This is a genomic window from Williamsia sp. DF01-3, assembly GCF_023051145.1.
GTDB lineage: Bacteria > Actinomycetota > Actinomycetes > Mycobacteriales > Mycobacteriaceae > Williamsia.
Genome location: NZ_JALKFS010000005.1, coordinates 855,273 through 871,516 on the forward strand (window position 1 = coordinate 855,273; position 16,244 = coordinate 871,516).

Consider the following 16,244-nt stretch of genomic DNA (forward strand, 5'->3'; position numbering starts at 1 on the left):
GTCGCCATCAGAAGGAGCCACATGCGCGGGGTATTGACCGAGGAGCAGGAACAACTGGGAGCGGCAGTGCGCGCGCTGCTCGCCGAGAAGTCGTCCGAAGCCGCGGTACGCAAGAGTATCGAAACGGCCGAGGGTTACGACCGCGAGCTGTGGGCCATGATGGCTGACCAGATGGGGTTGCTGTCACTGGCAATCCCCGAACAGTTCGGTGGGGACGGCTACGGCAGCGAAGAGATCGGTGTGGTCATGCACGAGATGGGCCGTGCGCTCTACTGCGGCCCCTATCTCAGCAGCGTTGTCATGTTCGCGACCGCGTTGGCGGCCGCCGGTGACGACGACGCCAGTGCTCGGTACCTACCGGCGATCGCGTCCGGCAGCACGATCGGGACTGTGGCACTGACCGAGGACAAGGAGAGCTGGGGGCCCGAGGGCGTCACGTTGACCGCGCGCGCCGACGGATCCACATACACCCTGACCGGTTCCAAGACCCACGTCATCGACGGCCACATCGCCGAGATGGTCCTGGTTGTCGGCCGCACCGACGCCGGGGTCAGCCTTTTCCTCGTGGATGCGGGAGATCCCGGATTGACCAGGACGCCGTTGCCGACACTCGATCGCACGCGCCGCCAGGCGACTCTGGTGTTCGACGGCGCCCGCGGTCGGTTGGTCGGTTCGGACGGCGACGGTTGGGCGGCGGTCGCCCGCACGCTCGACGTGGCCACGATCGCGTTGGCGAACGAGCAGGTCGGCGGCATCGAGCGCGTGCTCGACATGACGGTGCAGTACGCCAAGGAACGTACCCAGTTCGGCCGTCCGATCGGCTCGTTCCAAGCGGTCAAGCACAAGTGCGCGGACATGCTGGTGGCGCTCGAATCGGCCAAGTCCACCGCACGGCTCGCCGCGGCGGCCGATGCGGGCGGCGATCCCGGGGTCTCTGCCCTGGCCGACCTCAGCAAAGCCGTGTGCTCCGAGGCGTACAGCAAAGCGACGAGCGAGACGATTCAGCTGCACGGCGGTATCGGTTTCACGTGGGAACACCCGGCGCACCTGTATTTCAAACGGGCGCGCAGCAGTGAGGTGCTGTTCGGCGGGCCATCGCATCACCGGCGTCTGCTCGGTGAAAGGGTCGGATTGTTGCCCGTCCGCTAGCGGACAGGCGAAGAAAGCCGAACAGGGCCGGAAGACTCGTTTGTCTTCCGGCCCTTGTTCGTTGCCCGGCGGGTTGCCGGGCACGTTGATCGTTTGCTAGCCAGTGCTGATCTCGGTCAGATGAGCGATGGGGTCGCCGGCCAGCACCGAGGAACCCAACTGCTCCACCAGGATCAAGTGCGGTGTGAGCAGCGCGTCCAGAACGGCTGCCCTCTCGACAAAACGGTGCATCGGGTGTTCGGCGGAGATCCCGACCGCCCCGCAGACCTGCAGCACCGTCCGCGTGGTGATCGCCTGTCCTCGGCCCGCCAATGCTTTGGCGACTGTCGCGGTGTCGGCGTCCAGGCTTGTCCAGGCCGCATCCAGCATTCCTTGAGCAGCAGCAATCGCCACGTGTGCCTCTGACAGACGATGGCGGACGGCCTGAAAACCGGAGATCGGCTGACCGAACTGATTGCGGGAGCTGGTGTGTTCGATGGCGAGTTGCAGCGCCGCGCCGCAGGCGCCGATGATCTCGGCGGCCAGCGCGCGCCGTCCCGCGGCCACCGCCCGATCCCAGGCAGCGGTTGCATCGGCGGTGACCGCGGGGACCCGGGTGCCCCGCACCCGCACCCAGGTGCTGTCGGATTCGATGCTGCCGACCGGCTCGGACTCCACGTCGGAGACTGCCACCAGGACGATGCCGGTGCCATTCGCGGTCGAGACCGGCACCACCAGTTCTTCGATATCCGTGACGCTGGTCAGCACCACTGCGTCGACGTGCTCCTCGCTGCTCGTCAGGCCCGCTGAAGGGGAGGGCAACGGGTAGGCGACGGCACGCGGGCCCTTCGGAGCCGGCAGGAGATCGGTCAGCTCGTGAAGGATGACCGCATCCAGCGAGCGCGAATGTGCCAGCGCGCGTCCGTGTTCGGCGAACAAGAGCTCGGTGGCGTCGGGGTACGAATCGATGACGTCGTCCCAGCCGAGTTCGGCGAGGGAGGCCTCGATGTCGGTCGACCCACCTTCGAACATCTCTTTGAGCGAGCCGGCGAGCAGCGTTCTTGTCTCGTTGTCCATCTGATTCCCTTTCACGGCAGCTTCAGCACACGGTCGGCGATGATCCCGCGCTGTACCTCTGCCGAACCGCCGAGGATCGTGGCAGCGCGGCTGTACCACCACTCGTCGCGCCAGGCGTCGAGGTCGGGGCCGGCGCCGACGTCGACGAGTGGACCGAGTAGGTCGCGGGCGGCGTCGTAGAGGGCTTGTTCGGCGGTGGCCAGCAGGATCTTGTCGGTACTGGCCTCGGGGCCGATCGTCTCGCCGGCGGCCAACCGCTGCACCGTGAGCGCGCTGCGCGACCGCAACGCGACGATGTCGAGGTACACGTTGCCCAGCCGGACCGCCGCACCATCGCGGTGAATTCCACGGTCGCGCAATTGGGTACGCAGATTGTCCAGGCCCTGGAGGAGCACCGTGGACGTGAGCCAGGCGTACATGCCGCGCTCGAACTGCAGCAGGTACATGGCCACTGCCCAGCCCTGGTCGTGTTCTCCGATGAGCCGGCTGGCCGGAACGCGTACGGAATCGAAGAAGACCTCGGCGAGCTCTTCACGCCCGCTCGCCAGTGCGATCGGCCTGACCTGCAGACCCGGAGTGTCCACGTCGATCAGGATCATGCTCAGGCCGCGGTGTCGGCTCTCGGCGGTGCCCGTGCGGACCAGGCACACGAGTCGGCGCGCAGTGGCCCCGTAGCTGGTCCACAGCTTCTGGCCGTTGATGATGTAGTCGTCGCCCTCTCGGGTGGCCCGGCAACGCAGAGACGCGAGGTCGCTGCCTGCCTCCGGTTCGGAGAACCCCTGACCCCACCACTCGCTCCCGTTCAGGAAGTTCACGAAAAGGGTGCTTGCGATCTCGGGAGCGAACCGGACGGTTGGCGGCCCGAGGGTCTCCATCACCAGGTGCTGCCCGGGGACCGGCAAGCCGTGCGCACTGAGCTCGTCGTAGAGGACTGCCCGATGTCGTTCGTCGCCGCCGAGACCGCCTGCCGATTCAGGCCAGCCATATCGGTTCCATCCGCCCGCGTAGAGCAGGTGCATCAACTCGGCATGGTGCTCGAGTTGTGCCGGTACGGTCGGATAATGGCGATCCCGCCACTCGTTGAGCGCGGTTTCGGATTCGAGGAATTCCCGCAGCGCTGCGCGATAGGCGGAGAGACTTTTCAGGTTGTCGCTCCGGGGTGCCGTTGTGCTAGTCATCTGTCCTCACCTGTCGGGGCAATCGGTCGTAGGCAATAGGGTTAATAGTTGTATTATTGTAGTATATTTGCAACACCCGATCTGGAGGACCACCGATGCGCCGCCAACATCTCGAAGACGAGCATGAACAGTTTCGCGCCACTGCGAGAACCTTTTTCGAAAAAGAATGCGTTCCGTACAGCGATCAGTGGGAACGCGAGGGGCGTGTCAGTCGCGAAGCCTGGCTGCGGGCGGGCGAACAGGGTCTGATCGGCTGGGAGGCGCCCGAGGAATACGGCGGTCTCGGCATCAAGGACTACCGGTACAACCAGATCCTCAGCGAGGAGATGTTCGGAACCGGCGCGGTGGGCATCGGCCTCGGCGTGCAGAACGACATCATGGCGTCCTACCTCGTCGGCCTGACCAATGACGAGCAGAAGCAGCGGTGGCTCCCGAAATACGTCTCCGGCGAGTACATCACGTCCATCGCGATGTCCGAACCTGCAGCCGGATCGGATGTCGCCGGTATCAAGACCACGGCCAAGCGGGTCGGGGACAGCTACATCATCAACGGCTCGAAGACGTTCATCAGCAACGGCCTGTCGTCCGACCTGATCATGGTGGCGTGTAAGACCGATCCCTCGGCCGGCCGTAAGGGGCTGAGCCTGATTGTCGTCGAGGCGACGCGAGAAGGGTTCTCGCGCGGGCGCAAACTCGACAAGATCGGTCAGCATTCGGCGGACACCGCGGAACTGTTCTTCGACAACGTCGAGGTTCCGGTGGAAAACCTGCTGGGTGAAGAGAATCGTGGCTTCTACCACCTGATGGGCAATCTGCCCGCCGAGCGGGTGGGCATAGCCACCTATGCCGTGCCGATGGCGCGGCGGGCGTTCGACCTGACCGTCGAATACGTGACGAACCGCAAGGCTTTCGGAACCGAGATCGGTAAATTCCAGGTCAATCGCCACTTCCTTGCCGAAATGAAGACGAAACTCAATGTGGCACAGAGCTATCTCGATCAGTGCGTGCTGGCGGCAAACGCCGGCGAGCTGACGGCCGAGGAAGCAGCGGGCCTCAAGTGGTGGAGCACCGAACTCCAGTGGGAGATCCTGGACCGATGCCTGCAGCTGCACGGCGGATACGGATACATCAACGAGTACGAGGTAGCGCGTCTGTGGCGCGACTCGCGCGTGCAGCGCCTCTACGGCGGCACCACCGAGATCATGAAGGACCTCATCGGCCGATCGATGGGCTTTTGAGAAACCGGCTCTCGAGACAACGGCAAGTCGAGTGGACAAGGGGATGGTCATGAGTTCGAAGTCGCCGCTGGGTCAGGACGGCGGAGAAGGCGAGGACTTTCGGCAGGAGGTGCAGTCCTGGCTCGCCTCGGCTCCGCGCCCCGACGGTTTGCGGGCATACGGGGGAACCCCGGACGCTGCCGACGTCGAACCGGGTCGGCAGTGGCATCGGACCCTCGCCGAAGCGGGTTATGCCTGCCTGCATTGGCCCACCGAGTTCGGGGGGCGTGCGGCCACGGCAATGGAACAGGCCATCTTCGCCGAGGAAGCCGCGAAAGCGGGTGTGCCAACACAACTCGGGATGGTCGGGCCAAACCTCGCCGGTCCGGTGATCATGCAGTTCGGCACGGCGGAACAGAAGGCGAAATACCTGCCGCCCATCATCTCCGGCGAGCATCTGTGGTGCCAGCTGTTCTCCGAGCCGGGAGCCGGGTCCGACCTCGCCTCGGTCAGGACACGGGTACGTCCCCTCGATGACGGCTGGGTCGTCGACGGTCAGAAGGTCTGGACCAGTGCCGCCAAGGCCGCGCAGTTCGGCTTGCTGCTCGCGCGTACCGGCGACGAGCGCTACAAGGGCCTCACCGCGTTCATCGTCCCGATGGACCTTCCCGGCATCTTGGTGCGGCCACTCGAACAGATGGACGGCGAGAAGAAGTTCAACGAAGTCTTCTTGTCGGACGTGGAGCTCGGTCCGGAACATCTTCTCGGGGAGGTCGGCGAAGGTTGGCGCGTCGCCACCGCAACCCTCGGCCGGGAGCGGCTGAGTCTGGGGTCGCAGGCTGTCGGCATGTTCGCCGCTCTAGACGACCTGATCGACGCAGCGACCGACAAGGGCCGACTCGACGACGTCTTGGCGGACAAGATCGTCGGGCTGTGGAGTCGTGTCTGGATTCTGCGTGCCACCTGGCTGCGGGCGATCTCCACCGGCGACGGAGCGAACTCACCGACGATGTCGGTTCTGAAACTGATGGCGTCCGAAGTCCATCGCGACCTCGGCGATGTGGCGACCGACGTTCTCGGCATGGATTCGACGGTCGACCCGGAATTGTCACCGATCGTTCATCGGATGCTGGTCGGGCGGGCGCAGACCATCCTGGGCGGAACCAGCGAGATCCAGCGAAACATATTGTCGGAGCGAGTACTAGGGCTGCCCCGAGAGCCCGCACGGTGACGCACTCACCCGGGGGCAACGGTGTCCTCGGGACGCTCGTACACGGCGGGTGCACCGTGGCCGTCGGCGACGGTTTCGGTACACCGCACACAGCGTTCGAAGAACTGTCCGACGCTGCCCGCGCCGTCGGCGGTGTTCGGCTGTTGCTGGGCTGGATGCCGAAAGAACCGGTCGGACTCGACTTCACGGCTTTCGCCGACGTACGAACTGTGATGCCGGGCTGGGGGCTGCGCAGAGCCGTGGCCGCCGGGCTGGCACACTTCGTCCCCATCCGGCTGTCCCAGGTACCTGCCCTGATCCACAACGTGATCCGGCCGGATGTTCTGGTCGCGAGCGTGGTGCCGACCGGCGATGGGTTCACCTTCTCCAACGAGATCTCGTGGCAGCAGGCCGCAGTGGACGCCGGAGCAGTGGTCGCGGCGGTCACATCGTCGGCGGCACCGACATGCGCTGCCGGCGCCCCGTTGCCCACCGATCAGGTGGTTGTCATCGGCAGTACCGACCAGCCGCCCGTAGACATGCCGGCCGCACGCATCGATCCGACCACCGAGCGACTGGCAGCGGGGGTGCTCCCGCAGATCCGGGAGGGCACCCGTCTGCAGGTTGGCCCCGGGGCGCTGGGTTCGTATCTGCTAACGAACCTGACGGTGCCGGTACGGATCGATTCCGGTCTGCTGCCGGATGAAGTTGTCGACCTCGACGGGCGGGGCCTGCTGCTCGGAGAACCCGTCACCACGTATCTGGCCGGTGGACAACGACTGCGGGACTGGGCAGATGGCCGTCCTGTCCTTCATCCGGTCGAATACACCCACGACGTCAGTCGCTTGTCCGCCGATCCTTTTGTCGCGGTCAACACCGCAGTCGAGATCGACGTGCACGGTCAGATCAACGTCGAGGGCACGGCGACCGCCGTCTTTGGTGGCATCGGTGGGCACGGGGACTACGCCGCGGCGGCGGCGAGCACAGCCGGCGGCGTCAGCATCATCGCGGTGGCGACCACCCACAACGACACCTCGACTCTTGTCTCCTCACTGTCGCGTCCGGTCAGCACTCCGGCGCATGACGTGGGAATCGTTGTCACCGAACGCGGTTCGGTTGATCTACGGGGGCTCGACCGGACCGAACGTACCGCGGCGCTGACACGGTTGTGGGGCGAGGCCGGCATTCGTCAACAGAAAATCGAAAGGTAGAACTCATGGGAGAAGTACACCTCGACGGCAAAGTCGCCATCGTCACCGGCGGTGGCCGCGGAATCGGACGGGCACACTGCCTGGAACTGGCCAGACACGGCGCCGCGATTGTCGTCAACGACCCCGGCGTCTCCCGCGACGGCACGGACTCGGGTGAGAGCCCCGCCGAGCAGGTCGCCCGGGAGATCGTCGAGGCCGGCGGAAAGGCGGTGGCCAACAAGGGCTCGGTCACCAGCTGGAGCGACGGCGCCGATCTGATCGCCCAGGCCATCGAGGAGTTCGGCCGCCTCGACATCGTGGTCAACAACGCGGGCATCGTTCGCGACAAGCTGATCACCAGGATGACCGAGGAGGACTGGGATGCTGTCATCGCGGTCCACCTCAAGGGCACGTTCTCGGTGACCAAACATGCGTGCGACCACTTCCGGAACGAATCGAAGGCCGGCGCCGACGTCCGCGGCCGGATCATCAACACCACATCGGGTGCAGGACTCAAAGGCAATGCGGGACAAGCGGCGTACAGCGCGGCAAAGGCTGCGATCGCCGGCCTGACGCTCACGACGGCATTGGAGATGGAGCGGTACAACGTCACGGCGAACGCGATCTCGCCGGTCGCGGCAACCCGGTTGTCCGCCGATGTCTTCACCGGCGACAAGGCCAACGATCCGAGCCTCGATCCCGGTCAGAGTTCACCTGTGGTGGCCTGGCTGGCCTCCGACGAGGCCGCCTGGCTGACCGGACAGGTCTTGCGGGTCGACGGGGATCTGTTGATCCGGATGATCGGCTGGACACAGAAGCCCGAGAGGTATCGCGCACGCGCGGATGGCAAGCTCGATGTCGCCGAACTGAGCCATGCAGCCCGCCTGCTATACGGCACGGCACCGGACGGCTTTGTCGCACAACTGGTCACCAACTGACACAGATCGATGTACCCGGCCGTTGGCCTCGGCCCCGGGTCAGAAGGGTTCAGCTCACACCGGTCACATCACCGCGGTCGAGGTCTTCACCGCGATGATCTGATCCCAGTCGTATCCCAGCTCGGGCCCGGAGGAGGAACGGGCAGTGTGGCTCCCGTGGGACGGAACACCGTGTCTGTTTCTCTCGCCATCGCCCGACGGTGATGGACGCATATCTGCAGTTCGCGGCCGTTGCACGGGCCTGCAGGCCAACGATGGCCATCCGGACTCTAAACAGTTAGATGAAATAGAGGTTCGTACTTTTTTAAAACACATGCACCGAGAGGATCCCTGACCTATCGTCAAGCGGTACTCGACCGATTTCGATGACAAGGATCGTCACCCAGATGACGCAACACCTCGTATTCCTCCTGCTCGGTCTCGGCAACGGGGCTGTGTTCGGTGCACTCGCCCTTGCTGTTGTGATGACCTACCGGAGCTCCGGCGTCCTCAACTTCGCCACCGGCTCGATCGCCCTCTACACCGCCTACGCCTACGCGTACCTGCGGCAGGGCGAACTGCTCATCCTGGTCCCGGGATTCCCCGTCACGGTCGAGGTCAGCGACCCGATGGGTCTGTGGCCGGCGATGCTGATTGCCCTCGTGATGGCGGCGATCCTCGGACTACTCCTCTACCTACTCGTCTTCCGGCCACTACGGACCGCGCCGCCGGTCGCCAAGGCTGTTGCAGCGCTCGGTATCTCGTTGCTGATCAGCGGACTGGTGGCCCAGATGATCGGTACCACGCCGATCGCTGTCGACCCGATCTTCCCCACCGAGGTGTGGTCGGCGGGCGACCTCCGTGTGTCGTCGGACCGCATCTACTTCGCCATCACCGTCGTGGTGGTTGCCGTGGTGCTGGCAGCGATCTTCCGGTTCACCAAGTTCGGTCTGGCGACCCGCGCGGCCGCCGAGAGCGAGCGGGGCGCGTATATCAGCGGAATCTCTCCGGACCGGGTCGCGGTGTACAACTGGATGATCAGCTCGGCCGTTGCCGGACTGGCGGGCATCCTGATCGCACCCATCGTCCCGCTGGTGCCGGTGGCCTACACACTGTTCATCGTCCCCGCTCTTGCCGCGGCGATCGCTGCCCGTTTTCAGTGGGTCGTCGTTGCTGCGGTGGGTGGTCTCGTCATCGGAATGCTGCAGTCCGAAGCCCAGAACCTGGCCACGAAGTTCGACTGGCTGCCGTCGGCGGGGCTGCCGGAACTGGTGCCACTGATCATCATCCTGCTGTTGCTCGTGGTACGGGCACAACCACTTCCCTCTCGCGGTGCTGTCATCGAACGCAACCTCGGCAGAGCTCCACGACCCGAACACGTGGTGTGGACCACCATCGCATTCGGGATCATCGCATTGCTGGGACTCATCCTCCTGGACGACCGGTTCCGGACCGGGTTGATCGTCAGTCTGATCATGGCGATCGTCGCTCTGTCCACGGTGGTAGTCACCGGATACGCCGGTCAGGTGTCGTTGGCGCAGTTGACCATCGCGGGAGTTGCGGGGTTCGCGGTCGGGCCGCTCACCTCCGATCTGCACATACCGTTCCCGATCGCGCCGCTGGTCGCGGCCCTGATCGCAGCTGTCCTCGGCGTGATCATCGGTCTGCCCGCCCTCCGGATACGAGGTCTCACCGTCGCTGTGGTGACACTGGCCATGGCCTACGCGGTCGAGGCGGTGTGGTTTCGCAACAGTGACTTCGTCGGTTCGGCCGGCCAGGCGGTGCCTTCGCCGAAGCTGTTCGGGTGGGACCTGGGAATCGGTGCGGGCCTGGAGTATCCGCGGCTGCGGTTCGGCGTTCTGTGCCTGATCGTTCTCATCGCGGTGGGCGTCGGGGTCGCCCTGCTCCGGCGCAGCAAACTCGGTGCCCAGATGTTGGCCGTACGCGCCAACGAGCGATCCGCTGCCGCTGCCGGCGTCAATGTCACGGTCATCAAGATCGCGGCGTTTGCGATCGCGGCATTCATCGCGGGGCTCGGCGGCTCGCTGCTGGCCTACCAGCAGCAGGCGGTGACCTTTGATTCGTTCTCCGCGCTCAACGGGCTGATCCTCTTCGGTGCGGTGTATCTCGCGGGCGCGACGTCGGTCTCCGGTGGCAACCTCGCCGGGATCACGGCTGCGGGCGGATTGCTGATCATCGTGATCGACGAGGCATTCACCGTCAGCGGCTGGTACCCGGTGGTTGCGAGTCTGCTGCTCGTCCTCACCGTGATTTTCAACCCGGAGGGCGTGGTGGGACCGGTACACACTCTGATCGCCAGGTGGCGGAGCAGGTCGAAGGCGCCCGACGACACGGCAACCGGTGCCGCTGCGGCAATCGAGGTGGCGGCCGTGAAGCGCCCGGCGCTCGATCCGGACGCGCCGCCGGTACTCGAACTGCGGAACGTGTCAGTGCGTTACGGCGGTGTTGTCGCCGTCGACGATGTGTCGTTCTCGGTCGCCAAGGGAACGGTGGTCGGACTGATCGGACCCAACGGTGCGGGCAAGACCACGCTGATCGACGCGATCAGCGGATTCGCCCCGCACACCGGAGACGTGGTGCTCGGTGGCAAGTCCATCGACAAACTGCTGCCACACAAACGAATCCGCGCCGGCCTCGGCCGGACATTCCAGGCCATCGAGTTGTACGACGACCTGAGTGTCATCGAGAACATCAAGGTCGGGCTCACGGCAGCGAGTTCGCCCGAGGGGCGGGTCTCGGACATGACCGACGAGGCGAGAGTCGACGCCATCTTCGGGCTGCTCGGCCTGGAACCGGTTCGAGACCGGCCCGCTTCCGAATTGTCCCAGGGCCAGCGTCAACTCGTCTCGATCGCACGGGCACTGGTCGGGTCACCGACCGCGCTGTTGCTGGACGAACCAGCCGGTGGTCTGGACACGTCGGAAAGTCGCTGGCTGGCAGAACAATTGCGGGCAGTACGTGACAGTGGCGTCAGCATCCTGCTCGTCGATCACGACATGGGATTTGTCCTGGGCCTGTGTGACCGCATCCACGTACTCAACTTCGGCAAGGTGATCGTGTCCGGGACGCCGGACGAGGTGCGCAACGACCGCACGGTCGCCGAGGCCTATCTGGGCAACGCCCACGCAGAGGAGATCACATCATGACCGACGCCATCACAGCCACATCGGACTACGCCCTGGAGTGCAAGGATCTGACCGTCGGTCACGGGTCGGTGGCCGTGCTCCGCGGTTTCGATCTGGCCTTGCGGCAAGGAGAGGTGCTGGCGTTGCTCGGCCCGAACGGCGCCGGCAAGACAACCTTGCTGGGGACGCTGGCCGGTCTGCTGCCTCGGCTCTCCGGCGGGGTGTCGGTGGCCGGTCGAGCGCTGCCGAACGGCAGGCCGGCCGCGGCCAACAAGTCGGGGCTGGTGTTGGTTCCGGACGATCGTGCACTGTTCACCACGTTGACGGTCAGAGAGAACATCACCATCGCCAACAAGTCAGGCGGCCTCGACCTCGACGGCGCCATGGAGTTGTTCCCGGCTCTGACAAAGAGACTCAAGGTCACTGCCGGTTCTCTGTCCGGCGGTGAGCAGCAGATGCTCGCGGTGGCGCGGGCGCTCGTCCAGAATCCCAGAGTCCTGTTGATCGACGAGATGAGCATGGGGTTGGCTCCGGTCATCGTCGAGAATCTGCTGCCGGTGGTTCGGCGCATCGCGGATGAGACGAACGCTGTGGTGGTGCTGGTCGAGCAACATGTCAGCCTGGCGCTCAGCGTTGCCGACGAGGCCATCGTCGTGGTGCACGGAGATGTGCATCTGCGAGGTAAAGCCGCCGAACTCGCGGCCGACCCGAACCGCTTGGAGGCGGCATATCTGGGGGAGACAGCCGCGGTCTGAAGCGGTCCGGCGCTTCACACCCGGTGAGTGCCGTGGTGACGGCTCGGTCTCGGGTGATGCGCTCAGGGTCGCGGGTCCAGCGCCGAATCGATGACCTGGTCGATGAACGAGCGATCGACGGACCGCCGCAGCACCGACACCTGCAGGACGATCGGACCGACGAGCTGGAGCAGCAGGGTTGACGGGTCGACCGCGTCGATCAGATCGCGCTGCTTCGAATGCTCCAATTTGGTCGCCAGAGTCTGGGTCATCCGTCGGTTGAGGTCACGGCAGAGGTCGGCGATTCGCTGATCACTGCCACCGCTCGCGACGATCGCGGCCAGGAATTGCCGCGACACAGGCTCACTCAGCACGTAGGCCATCCGGGTCAGTTCACGGCGCAACCATGGACGCAACGGTCCGGAGCCCAGACGCAGGAGCGGGTCGTCCACCGTTGTGAGTGCTTCCGACAGCAGATCCGTCGTGTCGGGCCAATGGCGGTAGATCGTGGCACGCCCCACTCCGGAATGTTTGGCGACGCGGTGATGGGTAAGGGACGCAGCGCCCTCCGCTTCGAACAACTCCCTGATCGTCTCGCGGACCGCGGCTCGAGTTCTGGACACTCTGGGATCCGGAGTCTTTGCCGCGTTCATATCAGCAGGATATGTAGTCGCATCGGTGCGAGCGACCCACCGACCGACGGACCCCAGCCGGGGCGCACGCCGTCGGTGGTCATCAGGCAGGAGGCAGTTGACCTCGGAGCAACCCCCACGCGATCAACTTCACCAGGTACTCAAGCGGGTCGACGAGATCGATAATCATTTAACTGTTTCCTTCCGTTCCGGTCTTGTCAGGCTAGTGGACGGGCTACGCTTGCGAGGCAAAATGCATCGAAGAGTTTGAGACAATCTGCATCAGAGTAAGAAAGTACAACCTGTCGAACTAATCGGCGAAATAGCTATACATTTAGCTGATTAAGTGAGTACGATCAGCGTGCCTGAGGTCGGGGATGACCAGCGGGAAGGAGTGCGCCATGTCTACGACAGCCAAACCGGACGCCGCCACGGCTCCGACGGAGCGCGTGTCGGACGCCAGGAGGCGCGCGGAGGCGGCGCGTGCCGCGCTAGACCTTGTAGAAGCGGAAGTGGCCGCGGCTGAAGCCGAAGCTACTGCGGCACAAGCGAGAACGCGGCTGTCCGAATTGCGGAATTCGTCCGCGCAGGGTGACGAAAAGCAATCCGGCGCAACGGTTGTTGTCGATGAATCGGTCAAAGACAAGGCCGTCAAGCCAGATTCGGACACCGCCCCTTCGCCCCGGCAGATTGTTCACGAGCCGGTTGACGTGTCTGATGGCGACCGCCCGCGACCGGGACGTCGCCCTGCGCGACTTCTCGCCGTCGGTGTGGGCAAGCTGCGGGCGTGGTGGCGGCCGTGGGCGGTGAGTGTGATCGTCCTGATCGTCGCGGCCGCGGCACTGGCCGTGGTGAGTATCGAACAGCGGTCCGATCATCGCGGAACGATCGCCACACGAGACCATGACCTCCAGATCGTCGACACCGCACGCGAAGGCGTGCGGGCCATGCTCAGTGTCGATCAGAATTCCGTTGACGCCGACGTCGAGAAGATCCTCGACGGCGCGACAGGTGAGTGGAAGGCCGACTTCAGCCAGCGTTCGGCCGCCTTCGCCACAGTGGTGCGCGACGCAAACGTCACCACCGTCGGAAAGATCGACAACGCGGGTATCGAGAAGCGCAACGCCGACGGGTCCTACTCGGTACTCGTTGCCGCGTCATCTCAGGTGACCAACGCTGCCGGCGCACAAGACGAGCCACGCAAATGGAGACTGAGAGTCACGGTCAAGCCCACAGCGCAAGGCGACAAGATCGCGAAGATGGAGTTCGTGCCATGACGGCGAGCCTGATCAAAGAGTCCGACGCAGACGCCGATCCGGCCGTCGACACCGCAGATGTGGCTCACACCCAGCCCATCGAGTCCGAGAACACCTCAGGGGTTCCTGCCGGCAGAAGGCGGCGAGCGGCGGCGCTGGGGGTCGACATCGTTGTACCCGTAGCGCTGATCGCAGCCGTCCTCCTCGGCACGAGGGGCCTCACGGCATCGGAAGGCGCGAGGACGGCTGCGATCGCGGCCGCCGGCACGATCGCCGTGTTGTCCCTGCTCAATCTGGTCGGATGGCAGGCGTGGCAGGGGCACACCCTGGGCAACGAGGCACTCGGATTCGTCACACGCCGGGTGGGTCGCACCTCCTGGCGGACACCCGAACGCGTCACACCTCGAAAGATCGCCCGGACCGTTGTGCTTGTCCTCCTGTGCATCTCGGTCATCGGACTCGCTGTGGGTGTGACCGCGCAAAGTGCTGGAGAAACGTCAGATGATCGTGCTGTCGCGCAGATGAGGAACACCGCCGCAGGTGAGGCCGGTACCATCGTCAAGAACCTGCTGACGTACAAATACGCCACGGTCGATGCCGAGATCGCCAGTGCGCAACAGCGATTGACCGGACAGTTTCTCGACTACTACCGCACGTACACCGAGCAGGTGGTGATTCCGACAGCTCGCGAAAAGCAGGTGACGACGGTCGCCGAGGTCACCGGCACGGCAGTCACGGAGGCCACTGCCGACGCGGCGTCGGTCCTGGTGTTCCTGAACCAGACGACGACGTCGACCGACGACCAGAATCCGGTCAGCACCGCCTCGACGGTTCTGGTACATCTCGTCCGATCCGAAGGCGTTCTCAAGGTCGACGAGTTGGTGCCCTCGTGATGGCGGTCCCTCACACCTCTTCGGTGCCCAAGATGCTCGCCAAACCGCTCTCCGGCGTCGGTCAGTTCTTCGCGATGTGCGGATTGACGGCACGGGCATCGCTCCGCGGACCGATCCAGTGGCGCGAGTTCATCGACCAATCGTGGTTCGTGGTCTCGGTGTCGTTGCTCCCGACGCTCCTGGTGGCCATGCCGTTCACCGTGCTGGTGGTGTTCACGCTCAACCTGCTCCTGGTGGAGTTCGGCGCCGCCGATCTGTCGGGCGCCGGCGCGGCACTGGGTGCGGTGACACAGGTCGGCCCGTTGGTGACAGTGCTGATCGTCGCCGGTGCCGGTGCGACCGCGATGTGTGCGGACCTGGGCGCCAGAACAATTCGCGAAGAGATCGACGCGATGCAGGTGCTCGGGATCGATCCACTGCACCGACTGGTTGTTCCGCGGATCGCAGCGCTGACCGTGGTGGCGTTCCTGCTCAACGGCCTGGTGATCTTGATCGGTCTCGTCGGCGGCTACATGTTCTCGGTGTACGTCCAGAACGTGACGCCGGGTGCCTACGTGTCCGGTCTGACTCTGGTCACCCACTTGCCGGAGCTGGTGATCTCCTGCGTCAAAGCACTCAGTTTCGGACTGATCGCCGGTCTGGTCGCGTGCTATCGCGGTCTTGTCGTCTCCGGTGGGCCCAAAGCGGTGGGCAACGCCGTCAACGAAACAGTTGTCTACGCATTCATGGCACTGTTCGCCGTCAACGTCGTGATCACCGCCGTCGGAGTGAAAGCGACACTGGGATAAGCAATGGCGACTCAGGTCAATCAAGAGATGGCGGTCTTGCGGTCGCGCTTCCACCGCCCTCGGGCAAGTCTGATCAAGCGTCTTTCCCCGTTGCTGAAACTGGGTGATGCCGGCAACTTCTACCTCCAGGCTTTCCGTGCTGTTCCCAGGGCACTGGCCAGCTACCCCAAGGAGATGCTGCGACTGGTCGCTGAACTGGGAATGGGAGCCGGTGCGCTCGCAGTGATCGGCGGAACCGTGGTGATCGTCGGGTTCTTGACGCTGTCTGCCGGTGCGCTCCTGGCCGTTCAAGGGTTCAACTCACTGGGCGACATCGGCGTGGAGGCTTTGACGGGGTTCTTCTCGGCGTTCATCAATGTGCGGATCGCGGCTCCGGTCACCGCTGGAATCGGTTTGGCGGCAACGATCGGCGCCGGAACCACCGCGCAGCTCGGAGCGATGCGGATCAGCGAGGAAATCGACGCGCTGGAAACCATGTCGGTCGATTCGGTTGCCTATCTCGTGGCCACCAGAATGATCGCCGGAACGTTTGTGGCGCTGCCTTTGTACGCGTTGGCGGTGATCATGGCGTTCATCTCGTCTCGGGTGGCGACCACCCTGTTCTACGGTCAGAGCGCCGGTGTCTACGACCACTATTTCGCCACCTTCCTGCGTCCGATCGACCTGGTCTGGTCCTTCCTCCAGGCCATCGTGATGGCCATCTCGGTCATGCTCATCCACACCTACTACGGCTACTCGGCCTCCGGTGGCCCGGCCGGGGTCGGCGAGGCCGTGGGACGTGCGGTCCGGTCGTCTCTGATCGCGGTGGTGATGGTGACATTGCTTGTGTCACTGGCGATCTACGGCACCGGCGGCAACTTCAACCTGGCCGGGTGAGA

General features: G+C 64.6%; 14 protein-coding genes. 11 read left to right on the forward strand and 3 right to left on the reverse strand.

Annotation, left to right across the window (positions count from 1 at the left end):
- The first annotated feature begins 21 nt into the window (after positions 1 to 21).
- Positions 22 to 1,149 carry an acyl-CoA dehydrogenase family protein gene (locus MVA47_RS06000; RefSeq protein WP_247207087.1) on the forward strand — a complete coding sequence of 376 codons (1,128 nt, stop codon included), beginning with the start codon at positions 22 to 24 and terminating at the stop codon, positions 1,147 to 1,149.
- Positions 1,150 to 1,245: 96 nt separating this feature from the next.
- Here the strand turns inward: MVA47_RS06000 and MVA47_RS06005 are convergent, their stop codons facing one another.
- Together MVA47_RS06005 and MVA47_RS06010 are read right to left on the reverse strand one after the other, a co-directional pair.
- Positions 1,246 to 2,205, reverse strand: coding sequence for an acyl-CoA dehydrogenase family protein (locus MVA47_RS06005; RefSeq protein ID WP_247207088.1), 960 nt, complete (start codon positions 2,203 to 2,205; stop codon positions 1,246 to 1,248).
- Positions 2,206 to 2,216: 11 nt separating this feature from the next.
- A complete protein-coding gene (locus MVA47_RS06010; RefSeq protein ID WP_247207089.1) occupies positions 2,217 to 3,383 on the reverse strand; it encodes an acyl-CoA dehydrogenase family protein in 1,167 nt (388 codons plus the stop codon).
- A 95-nt stretch (positions 3,384 to 3,478) separates the two neighbouring features.
- Here MVA47_RS06010 and MVA47_RS06015 point away from each other — a divergent pair, with 95 nt between their 5' ends.
- The 6 genes from MVA47_RS06015 to MVA47_RS06040 all read left to right on the forward strand — a co-directional run bounded on the left by MVA47_RS06015 (position 3,479) and on the right by MVA47_RS06040 (position 11,818).
- The gene (locus MVA47_RS06015) at positions 3,479 to 4,621 is read left to right on the forward strand and encodes an acyl-CoA dehydrogenase family protein (RefSeq protein ID WP_247207090.1); all 1,143 of its coding nucleotides are present in this window, start codon (positions 3,479 to 3,481) and stop codon (positions 4,619 to 4,621) included.
- 49 nt (positions 4,622 to 4,670) lie between these two features.
- Complete coding sequence (locus tag MVA47_RS06020; RefSeq protein ID WP_247207091.1) at positions 4,671 to 5,831, forward strand: acyl-CoA dehydrogenase family protein; 1,161 nt, start codon at positions 4,671 to 4,673, stop codon at positions 5,829 to 5,831.
- A complete protein-coding gene (locus MVA47_RS26970) occupies positions 5,828 to 7,021 on the forward strand; it encodes an acetyl-CoA hydrolase/transferase C-terminal domain-containing protein (RefSeq protein WP_247207092.1) in 1,194 nt (397 codons plus the stop codon). Before MVA47_RS06020 ends, MVA47_RS26970 begins: the two co-directional genes overlap by 4 nt.
- A gap of 5 nt (positions 7,022 to 7,026) precedes the next feature.
- Positions 7,027 to 7,938 (forward strand): SDR family NAD(P)-dependent oxidoreductase, encoded by a 912-nt coding sequence (locus MVA47_RS06030; RefSeq protein WP_247207093.1) that lies wholly within the window; start codon positions 7,027 to 7,029, stop codon positions 7,936 to 7,938.
- Between the two features lie 386 nt (positions 7,939 to 8,324).
- Positions 8,325 to 11,084: a branched-chain amino acid ABC transporter permease/ATP-binding protein gene (locus MVA47_RS06035; protein ID WP_247207094.1), complete on the forward strand. Its 2,760-nt coding sequence runs from the start codon at positions 8,325 to 8,327 to the stop codon at positions 11,082 to 11,084.
- The gene (locus tag MVA47_RS06040; protein ID WP_247207095.1) at positions 11,081 to 11,818 is read left to right on the forward strand and encodes an ABC transporter ATP-binding protein; all 738 of its coding nucleotides are present in this window, start codon (positions 11,081 to 11,083) and stop codon (positions 11,816 to 11,818) included. The genes MVA47_RS06035 and MVA47_RS06040 overlap by 4 nt, the downstream gene beginning before the upstream one ends.
- A 62-nt stretch (positions 11,819 to 11,880) precedes the next feature.
- On the opposite strand, the gene MVA47_RS06045 is transcribed toward MVA47_RS06040, so the two are convergent.
- Positions 11,881 to 12,450, reverse strand: a complete 570-nt coding sequence (locus tag MVA47_RS06045; RefSeq protein WP_247207096.1) for a TetR/AcrR family transcriptional regulator — start codon at positions 12,448 to 12,450, stop codon at positions 11,881 to 11,883.
- Positions 12,451 to 12,830: 380 nt separating this feature from the next.
- On the opposite strand from MVA47_RS06045, the gene MVA47_RS06050 reads away from it, so the two are divergent.
- From MVA47_RS06050 to MVA47_RS06065, 4 genes are read left to right on the forward strand one after another with little or no spacing between them, the layout of a single operon-like run.
- Positions 12,831 to 13,706, forward strand: a complete 876-nt coding sequence (locus MVA47_RS06050; protein ID WP_247207097.1) for a hypothetical protein — start codon at positions 12,831 to 12,833, stop codon at positions 13,704 to 13,706.
- Positions 13,703 to 14,578, forward strand: a complete 876-nt coding sequence (locus tag MVA47_RS06055; RefSeq protein WP_247207098.1) for a hypothetical protein — start codon at positions 13,703 to 13,705, stop codon at positions 14,576 to 14,578. Before MVA47_RS06050 ends, MVA47_RS06055 begins: the two co-directional genes overlap by 4 nt.
- Before the next feature lie 32 nt (positions 14,579 to 14,610).
- Positions 14,611 to 15,366: an ABC transporter permease gene (locus tag MVA47_RS06060; protein WP_247210619.1), complete on the forward strand. Its 756-nt coding sequence runs from the start codon at positions 14,611 to 14,613 to the stop codon at positions 15,364 to 15,366.
- Positions 15,367 to 15,393: 27 nt separating this feature from the next.
- Positions 15,394 to 16,242 carry an ABC transporter permease gene (locus MVA47_RS06065; RefSeq protein ID WP_247210621.1) on the forward strand — a complete coding sequence of 283 codons (849 nt, stop codon included), beginning with the start codon at positions 15,394 to 15,396 and terminating at the stop codon, positions 16,240 to 16,242.
- The last annotated feature ends 2 nt before the right edge of the window (positions 16,243 to 16,244 follow it).

Coding starts and splice junctions, on each gene's coding strand:
- MVA47_RS06000 (WP_247207087.1), top strand. CDS start 22: ATGCGCGGGGTATTGACCGAGGAGCAGGAACAACTGGGAGCGGCAGTG.
- MVA47_RS06055 (WP_247207098.1), top strand. CDS start 13,703: ATGACGGCGAGCCTGATCAAAGAGTCCGACGCAGACGCCGATCCGGCC.
- MVA47_RS06050 (WP_247207097.1), top strand. CDS start 12,831: ATGTCTACGACAGCCAAACCGGACGCCGCCACGGCTCCGACGGAGCGC.
- MVA47_RS06010 (WP_247207089.1), bottom strand. CDS start 3,383: ATGACTAGCACAACGGCACCCCGGAGCGACAACCTGAAAAGTCTCTCC.
- MVA47_RS06065 (WP_247210621.1), top strand. CDS start 15,394: ATGGCGGTCTTGCGGTCGCGCTTCCACCGCCCTCGGGCAAGTCTGATC.
- MVA47_RS06030 (WP_247207093.1), top strand. CDS start 7,027: ATGGGAGAAGTACACCTCGACGGCAAAGTCGCCATCGTCACCGGCGGT.
- MVA47_RS06040 (WP_247207095.1), top strand. CDS start 11,081: ATGACCGACGCCATCACAGCCACATCGGACTACGCCCTGGAGTGCAAG.
- MVA47_RS06015 (WP_247207090.1), top strand. CDS start 3,479: ATGCGCCGCCAACATCTCGAAGACGAGCATGAACAGTTTCGCGCCACT.
- MVA47_RS06045 (WP_247207096.1), bottom strand. CDS start 12,450: ATGAACGCGGCAAAGACTCCGGATCCCAGAGTGTCCAGAACTCGAGCC.
- MVA47_RS06035 (WP_247207094.1), top strand. CDS start 8,325: ATGACGCAACACCTCGTATTCCTCCTGCTCGGTCTCGGCAACGGGGCT.
- MVA47_RS06005 (WP_247207088.1), bottom strand. CDS start 2,205: ATGGACAACGAGACAAGAACGCTGCTCGCCGGCTCGCTCAAAGAGATG.
- MVA47_RS06060 (WP_247210619.1), top strand. CDS start 14,611: ATGCTCGCCAAACCGCTCTCCGGCGTCGGTCAGTTCTTCGCGATGTGC.
- MVA47_RS06020 (WP_247207091.1), top strand. CDS start 4,671: ATGAGTTCGAAGTCGCCGCTGGGTCAGGACGGCGGAGAAGGCGAGGAC.